This window comes from Mesorhizobium sp. M1E.F.Ca.ET.041.01.1.1 (assembly GCF_003997355.1).
Taxonomy (GTDB): domain Bacteria; phylum Pseudomonadota; class Alphaproteobacteria; order Rhizobiales; family Rhizobiaceae; genus Mesorhizobium.
The window spans coordinates 1-6,296 of the sequence record NZ_RZSL01000365.1 but is presented as its reverse complement, the minus strand read 5'-3'; the positions used below and the strand labels follow the sequence as shown (position 1 = coordinate 6,296).

Genomic DNA, 6,296 nt, shown 5'->3' with positions numbered 1-6,296 from the left:
GTGCGCTATGGCTGGCCGATGAACCTGCGCCGGCCGAAGGCCCATAAGCCGCTCGATGCCGAGGGCGAGGCGCAGCGGGCGCGCATCGAGGCGATCTGGCGGCAATGCCGCGAGCGATATGGCGAGGGCGGCCCGTTCCTGTTCGGCCATTTCACGGCCGCGGACGCCATGTATGCGCCCATCGTCACCCGCTTCGACACCTATGGCGGCGAGCTGGCGCCTGTCACCCGCGCCTATGTCGACGCGGTCCTGGCGACACCGGCGATGCGGCACTGGTACGCCGAAGCCGCCAAGGAGCCTTGGCCGGAGCCGGGACCGCACGAACAGGACTAGGCCAAGGCGAGCCGCTTCGATGTGGAGTTGCGTCAACTGCTCCGATGGCGGGGCTTCAAGAACGTCTCTCGCAGCCTATGTGAGGGAGCGGGCCGGGCTCCTGGAGAACTCTCATGACATCCACAAACTCCCAACTCGCCGGTAAGGTCGCGCTCGTCACCGGCGCCTCGTCCGGCATCGGCGAGGCGACCGCCGCCGCCCTTGCCGCCGCCGGCGCGAAGGTGGCGGTCGCCGCCCGCCGCGTCGATCGCCTGGCGACGCTGGCCGGCCGCATCGAAAAAGCCGGCGGCACGGCGCTGACCATCGAAGCCGACATCGCCAAGGGTGATGACGTCATCGCCATGGTCGACAAGGTCGTTTCCGAATGGGGCCGGCTCGACATCCTCGTCAACAATGCCGGCGTCATGCTGCTTGCGCCGGCGGCTGAAGCCGATCTCGACGACTGGCGGCGCATGATCGAGCTCAACCTGATCGGCTTGATGGCCACCACCAAGGCGGCGTTGCCGCACCTCAAGTCTGCCAAGGGCCATATCGTCAACGTCTCGTCGGTGGCCGGCCGCGTCGCCAATCCCGGCGCCAGCGGCTACTCGGCGACCAAGTTCGGCGTGGTGGCCTTTTCGGAATCGCTGCGCCGCGAGGTCTATGCCGACAAGGTGCGCGTCACCGTCATCGAACCCGGCCTCGTACGCACCGAGCTCGGCGACCACATCACCAATCAGGAATTCAAAGCCGGTCTGGAACACCGCCTTGCCACGATGGAAGCTCTGACCGCCGAAGATATCGCCAACGCCATTCTCTATGCGGTGAGCCAGCCGCCGCGCGTCAACATCAACGAAATCCTGATCCGCCCGACCGATCAGGAGCGTTGAACCAGGCAATGCGGCTGAGCTGCGCCTTTATGGCCGGCCAGGAAATCGGCCACGCTGCCGGCGATCTCTTCCCAGCCCGGCTCCTCCAGCAGCCAATGGGCGTGACGATCGCGGACGCCGAGTTTCGAAATCGAGGCGGAATATGCCGAGGTGATCGGTCACCGGCCTCGAGGACCTCAAGCGCCACCTCAAGGCGATCCTCGATCGCTTTGATCGGCAGGGCGGTTTCGGCATGGACTGAAGGGTCTCTTGCGCCAGCCGAGCTGACCGGCGCAGTATTAGTCTCGGAGGAGCATCGATGGCCAGCAACGAAGCATCGCGTGAAGCCAAGGCGCCAATGATCTTCCATTGCCGGATGATCCCGCCGCGGCCTGATTTCGCCTTCACCATGACGGAGGAAGAGCAATCGCTGATGAACGCGCATGCCGACTATCTGCGCGGCCAGCTTCGCGCCGGCACGATGATGCTGGCCGGTCCCGTCGCCGATCCAGCCGGACCATGGGGCCTATTGATCCTGCGCGTCGGCAGCGAGGCCGAGGCCAGAGCGGTGACCGACGGCGATCCGGTGGTGCGTTCGGGCCGCGGCTTCCGTTATGAAATCCTGCCGATGATGAGCGCGATCATGTAGGGCGAAAAAAACGCCTCTCGCGCTTTTTACGGCGCGGGAGGCGCTTTTGCCGTCAACCTTTCTCGATTGCTCATGAACTGCTGACGACCAGAAATAACTCGCAGCCGGCGAAAGGGTTCCCGGCAAAATAAAAAATTCTTGTTCGATCGATGCGGGTGGATTCCCGACCTCTGTGCTAGAGGCACTTGCAGCACGAGGATCGCCTTTGCCGCACGACCAATCCCTTCTAATCCTTAGCGATGCATCTGCCGCGTTCGACTGCCAGAGCTGCGGCGCCTGCTGCGCTTATTCGGCCGACTGGCCGCGCTTTTCGACCGAGGAGGACGAACAGCTCGACCGCATTCCGGCCGAACTGGTTGCGGCCGACCACTCCGGCATGCGCTGCGAGGGGGGCCGATGTTCAGCGCTCACCGGCGAGGTCGGCAGACATACGGCCTGCGGCATCTACGAACTGCGCCCCGATGTCTGCCGCGCCTGCATGCCCGGCGGCGATGACTGCCTGATGGCAAGGGCGGCGTATGGGCTGGCGTTGAGCTAATTTCCTCGCCCCCGCAAGGCGGGGGAGAGGTGGCCGCGAAGCGGCCGGAGAGGGGGCTGCGACGCTGGTGGGTTTCCTCTGACTGCTTTCAAGGGCGGCGCCATTCCCCCTCTCCGTCTCGGCTTCGCCGAGCCACCTCTCCCCCACTTCGTGGGGGCGAGGAAAAGCGCCCCGCTTGCCCAGACCCACACCTCCCGGTACCGTGCCCCACGGGCAGGGCCTTGGAGGAAACCGTGAGCATCGAATTCCTGTTGACGTCGCTGATTATCGTCGCTTCGCCCGGCACCGGCGTTCTGTACACGCTGAGCGCCGGCCTTTCGCGCGGCGCGCGCGCCTCGGTCATCGCCGCCTTCGCCTGCACTCTGGGCATCATCCCGCACATGGCGGCCGCCGTCACCGGTCTCGCCGCGGTGCTGCACACCAGCGCAGTCGCCTTCGAGACGCTGAAATATCTCGGCGTCGCCTACCTGCTCTACATGGCCTGGAACACGCTGAAGGAGAAAGGCGGGTTGAGTGTCGACGAGAACGTCGCCCCGCGCTCCGCGGCCAGGATCATCACCTCCGGCATCCTGATCAACATCCTCAATCCAAAACTGTCGATCTTCTTCTTTGCCTTCCTGCCGCAATTCGTCAGCACCGGCGAGCCGCACGCGCTTGCCAAGATGCTGGAACTCTCCGGCGTCTTCATGCTGATGACCTTCGTCGTCTTCGCGGTCTACGGCGTGTTCGCTGCCTCGGTGCGCAGCCACATCGTGTCGCGGCCGATGGTGCTGACCTGGATGCGCCGCACCTTCGCCGGTGCCTTCGTCATGCTCGGCGCCAAGCTGGCGCTGGCCGATCGCTAGTTCGCCGCCTCAGTCAATCAGTTCGTTGCGCGGTTCGCCTTCGGTTTCGGGAGCCTCATCGCTTCCGGAGCCGGACGCGGCCCGAACGCCAAGCCGCCAGGCCGAAGGCGGGACGCCGATCATCTTCTTGAAGGCACGGCTGAACGCCGCCTCGGACTCGTAGCCGATGTCCGCCGCAATGCTGGCGATGTTGCTGTTGCCGGTGCTGAGCAGCTCCGAGGCGATTTGCATGCGCCATTTGGCGAGGTAGTGCATCGGCGGGATTCCGATGAGCCTTGTAAAGCGCTCCGCAAGGACCGTGCGGGACAGGGCGGATTCTCTCGCCAGGGATTCAATCGTCCAGTTGTGCGCCGGCCGGTCGTGGATCAGCGCCAGCGCCTTGCTCAGATGCGGATCGCGCAGACCCGCCAGCCAGCCGGTCTGCTGCGGCGGCAGCGATTCCACATAGCGACGCAGCACGTCGACAAACATCAGTTCGCTGAGCTTGGTGAGCACGGTCTCGCTGCCCGCCCGCTTCTGCGCGACCTCCGATACCGCCAGTTTGATGAACTGACCGAGCCAGCCGGCATCGCCTTTTGAGTCTCCGGCCTTGATGACCGGCGGCAGCGCTTCGAGCAGTGGGTTGAACGGCAGGGCATCACAGGCCAGATAGCCGCAGACGAGCCCGGCCGAGATCGATCCCTCGCCGCTGACGTAGTTGAGGTGGAACGGCTTTTGACTGGCGGATGCGATCTCCAGCACATCCGCCGGCGGCGGATCCGCCCGCAGGTCGGGATTGCTCGACATGATATGCGGGTCGCTTCTGGTGAAGACCACGACTTCGCCGGCCTCCACGACGATCGCCTCCTTGCCGATGATGCGGGCGAAGCAACGGCCGCTCGTCAGCACGTGGTAGGAAATCAGGTGATCCGCGCCGGGAAGGATCTTCGGCAATATCGAGGAGGGGGCGGGCGAGCAGACGGCCCATGGATCCTGGGCCTTTATGTCGAAAAACGTCGCGCCGGTGAGACGCACCGTTTTCAAGAGATCAGACAGAGCGTCCCCGGCCATAGCAGCGTCCAGCGGGTTGCGCAGCAACCTGGCGCAATCCCTTTCGAGTTCCGGACGCGCTGTCAAGTGAGGCGGACGCCGCGTCATTCCGTTCATTGCCGGAAGCTTTAAACCCGCACTAGCGCTTGCGTGGTGCCTCAAACGGGTGCGTGGCGCGGTCGAACCAAACGAAGAGGATGTAAGTCATGACGGTACACAAGGGCGGCTGTTTTTGCGGCGCCGTGGAGATCGAAGTGCACGGAACCGCCGAGGCGATGGGCTATTGCCATTGCAGTTCCTGTCGTTCGTGGTCGGCGTCTCCGGTGAACGCCTTCACGCTGTGGAAGCCGGAGAACGTCAAGGTCACCAAGGGCGCGGAGTTCCTGTCCGGCTTCAGGAAGTCGAAGATGAGCGACCGCCAGTTCTGCACCAAATGCGGCGGTCACCTGATGACGGATCATCCGCCGCTCGGACTGGTCGACGTCTATGCGGCGACGATACCGACGGTGGAATTCAAGCCGGGGGTCCATGTCAACTACGCCGAGACTGTCCTGCCGATGAAGGACGGCTTGCCGAAGCTGAAGGATTTTCCGGCCGAGCTCGGAGGCTCCGGGGTGAGCGTGCCAGAGTAGTCCCGAGCGGTAGTCCCAGCGATGACACACGATTTCCACGAACCACATCTCACGACAGGAGAATACGCATGGACATCGCGACATTTCGCGCCACGCAGGAGCCGATCAAGGATCTATATCGCAAGGATGCGCGGGCGGCACTTCTTACGCTGAAGGCCAAGGGCAGCGCCGACGACTCCAGGGTGACCTGCAAGGTCGAGACCGGCCGCGGCCTTGCGCTGGCCGGCATCCATCCGAAAGCCGGCGGCAGCGGGCAGGAACTCTGTTCCGGCGACATGCTGCTGGAGGCGCTGATCGCCTGCGCCGGCGTTTCGATGCGGGCGGCCGCCGCCGTGCTGGAGATTCCGATCAAGTCGGCCGAAATCTCCGCCGAGGGCGACGTCGATCTTCGAGGTACGCTGGGCGTCACCGAAGGCGTGCCGGTCGGCTTCAAGGAGATCCGCTTGCGCTTCGACATCGAGACGGACGCTCCGCAAAACCGGCTCACCCAACTGATGGAGCTCACCGATCGCTACTGCGTGATCTTCCAGACCATCCAGCGCAGCCCCAGGACCTTCGTGAAGCTCAACAGGGTCGCGCGGTAAGCGACACGGTAATGCGAGTTGCCTGGGATCCAAACCTTGGCGGGCGGATTCCGGGCGGGGCCTGAGCGCGGCCTGTCGCGCCAGGCCCTATCCCTTCACATAGCCCATCGCCTCGACGATGCGACCGTCGGCGACGCGCATCAGGTTGACGCCGCGCCGCGAAGCGCCGTCGGCCATCCAGAAGCGCCAGCGGATCGTCGCCCGGTCGCCGGCAACGAAGGTTTCTTCGATATCGAAGCGCTGCCAGGTGCGGTGGCGATCGCCGACCACAGCTCGACGCAGGCGGCCTTGCCGGTGCGGCGGGCGCCGTCCGGCGCCGGCGTCGTGTTCTCGATCACGCAGTCATCCGCCACCAGATCGTCCAGCGCCGACGGATCGTGCTTTTGAAAGACGTCGTTTTAGCGCCGCATGATCTCGGCCGTTTCGGTGGAGTGTTTGGCCGTGGCGATGTCGATGATGAGTTCGTGGGTCATTGGATTTTTCTCCTCCGCTTCAGTGGTCAATGAGGCTTGCCTTGAGCGTGATCGTGGCGACGCCAGTCAGCGCGCGTGAGACAAGGCAGGTTGCCTTGGCGGCCTGCGCCAGCCGCTCGAATTCCTCCCCGGTCAGCCCGGCGACGCTCGCCTCGGTCTCCAACTCAATGCGGGTGATCGTCGGCCCGGCCGTGGTGGCGCCGAGATGCACTTTTGCGATCGTGCGGATGTGTTTCGGGATATGGCCCTCGCGGCCAAGGATGGCGCTCAGCGCCATCGAGAAGCAGCCGGCATGGGCGGCCGCGATTAGTTCCTCCGGATTGGTGCCCGGACCGTTCTCGAAGCGAGACGGGAAGGAATAGGCG

The 6,296-nt window shown here is 64.5% G+C and carries 9 protein-coding genes and 1 pseudogene; 7 read left to right on the top strand and 3 right to left on the bottom strand.

The features are described from left to right. The 5 genes from EOA38_RS24695 to EOA38_RS24675 all read left to right on the top strand — a co-directional run. A partial coding sequence (locus tag EOA38_RS24695) for a glutathione S-transferase C-terminal domain-containing protein (protein WP_189434857.1) occupies positions 1-333 on the top strand: 333 nt, incomplete at its 5' end. Between the two features lie 113 nt (positions 334-446). Then, complete coding sequence (locus EOA38_RS24690; RefSeq protein ID WP_126094455.1) at positions 447-1,202, top strand: SDR family NAD(P)-dependent oxidoreductase; 756 nt, start codon at positions 447-449, stop codon at positions 1,200-1,202. A 298-nt stretch (positions 1,203-1,500) separates the two neighbouring features. Then, positions 1,501-1,830, top strand: coding sequence for a YciI family protein (locus EOA38_RS24685; protein ID WP_126094454.1), 330 nt, complete (start codon positions 1,501-1,503; stop codon positions 1,828-1,830). Positions 1,831-2,035: 205 nt separating this feature from the next. Continuing rightward, on the top strand, positions 2,036-2,368 hold the full coding sequence (locus EOA38_RS24680; protein ID WP_245464705.1) for a YkgJ family cysteine cluster protein: 333 nt from the start codon (positions 2,036-2,038) through the stop codon (positions 2,366-2,368). A 233-nt stretch (positions 2,369-2,601) separates the two neighbouring features. Then, on the top strand, positions 2,602-3,213 hold the full coding sequence (locus EOA38_RS24675) for a LysE family translocator (RefSeq protein WP_126094452.1): 612 nt from the start codon (positions 2,602-2,604) through the stop codon (positions 3,211-3,213). A gap of 9 nt (positions 3,214-3,222) precedes the next feature. On the opposite strand, the gene EOA38_RS24670 is transcribed toward EOA38_RS24675, so the two are convergent. Continuing rightward, the gene (locus EOA38_RS24670; RefSeq protein ID WP_189434855.1) at positions 3,223-4,290 is read right to left on the bottom strand and encodes an AraC family transcriptional regulator; all 1,068 of its coding nucleotides are present in this window, start codon (positions 4,288-4,290) and stop codon (positions 3,223-3,225) included. A 158-nt stretch (positions 4,291-4,448) separates the two neighbouring features. On the opposite strand from EOA38_RS24670, the gene EOA38_RS24665 reads away from it, so the two are divergent. Together EOA38_RS24665 and EOA38_RS24660 are read left to right on the top strand one after the other, a co-directional pair. After that, positions 4,449-4,874, top strand: coding sequence for a GFA family protein (locus EOA38_RS24665; protein ID WP_126094450.1), 426 nt, complete (start codon positions 4,449-4,451; stop codon positions 4,872-4,874). A 68-nt stretch (positions 4,875-4,942) separates the two neighbouring features. Next, positions 4,943-5,458: an OsmC family protein gene (locus EOA38_RS24660; protein WP_126094449.1), complete on the top strand. Its 516-nt coding sequence runs from the start codon at positions 4,943-4,945 to the stop codon at positions 5,456-5,458. A gap of 87 nt (positions 5,459-5,545) precedes the next feature. Here EOA38_RS24660 and EOA38_RS24655 read toward each other — a convergent pair. Together EOA38_RS24655 and EOA38_RS24650 are read right to left on the bottom strand one after the other, a co-directional pair. Next, a pseudogene (locus tag EOA38_RS24655) lies at positions 5,546-5,931 on the bottom strand (nuclear transport factor 2 family protein). Between the two features lie 19 nt (positions 5,932-5,950). Beyond that, positions 5,951-6,296, bottom strand: a 346-nt coding sequence (locus EOA38_RS24650) for an OsmC family peroxiredoxin (RefSeq protein WP_127300453.1), incomplete at its 5' end; no start/stop codon positions are given.

Bases quoted from the DNA above. Each gene is read 5' to 3' on its own strand.
- EOA38_RS24690 (WP_126094455.1), top strand. From the start codon at position 447: ATGACATCCACAAACTCCCAACTCGCCGGTAAGGTCGCGCTCGTCACC.
- EOA38_RS24685 (WP_126094454.1), top strand. From the start codon at position 1,501: ATGGCCAGCAACGAAGCATCGCGTGAAGCCAAGGCGCCAATGATCTTC.
- EOA38_RS24665 (WP_126094450.1), top strand. From the start codon at position 4,449: ATGACGGTACACAAGGGCGGCTGTTTTTGCGGCGCCGTGGAGATCGAA.
- EOA38_RS24660 (WP_126094449.1), top strand. From the start codon at position 4,943: ATGGACATCGCGACATTTCGCGCCACGCAGGAGCCGATCAAGGATCTA.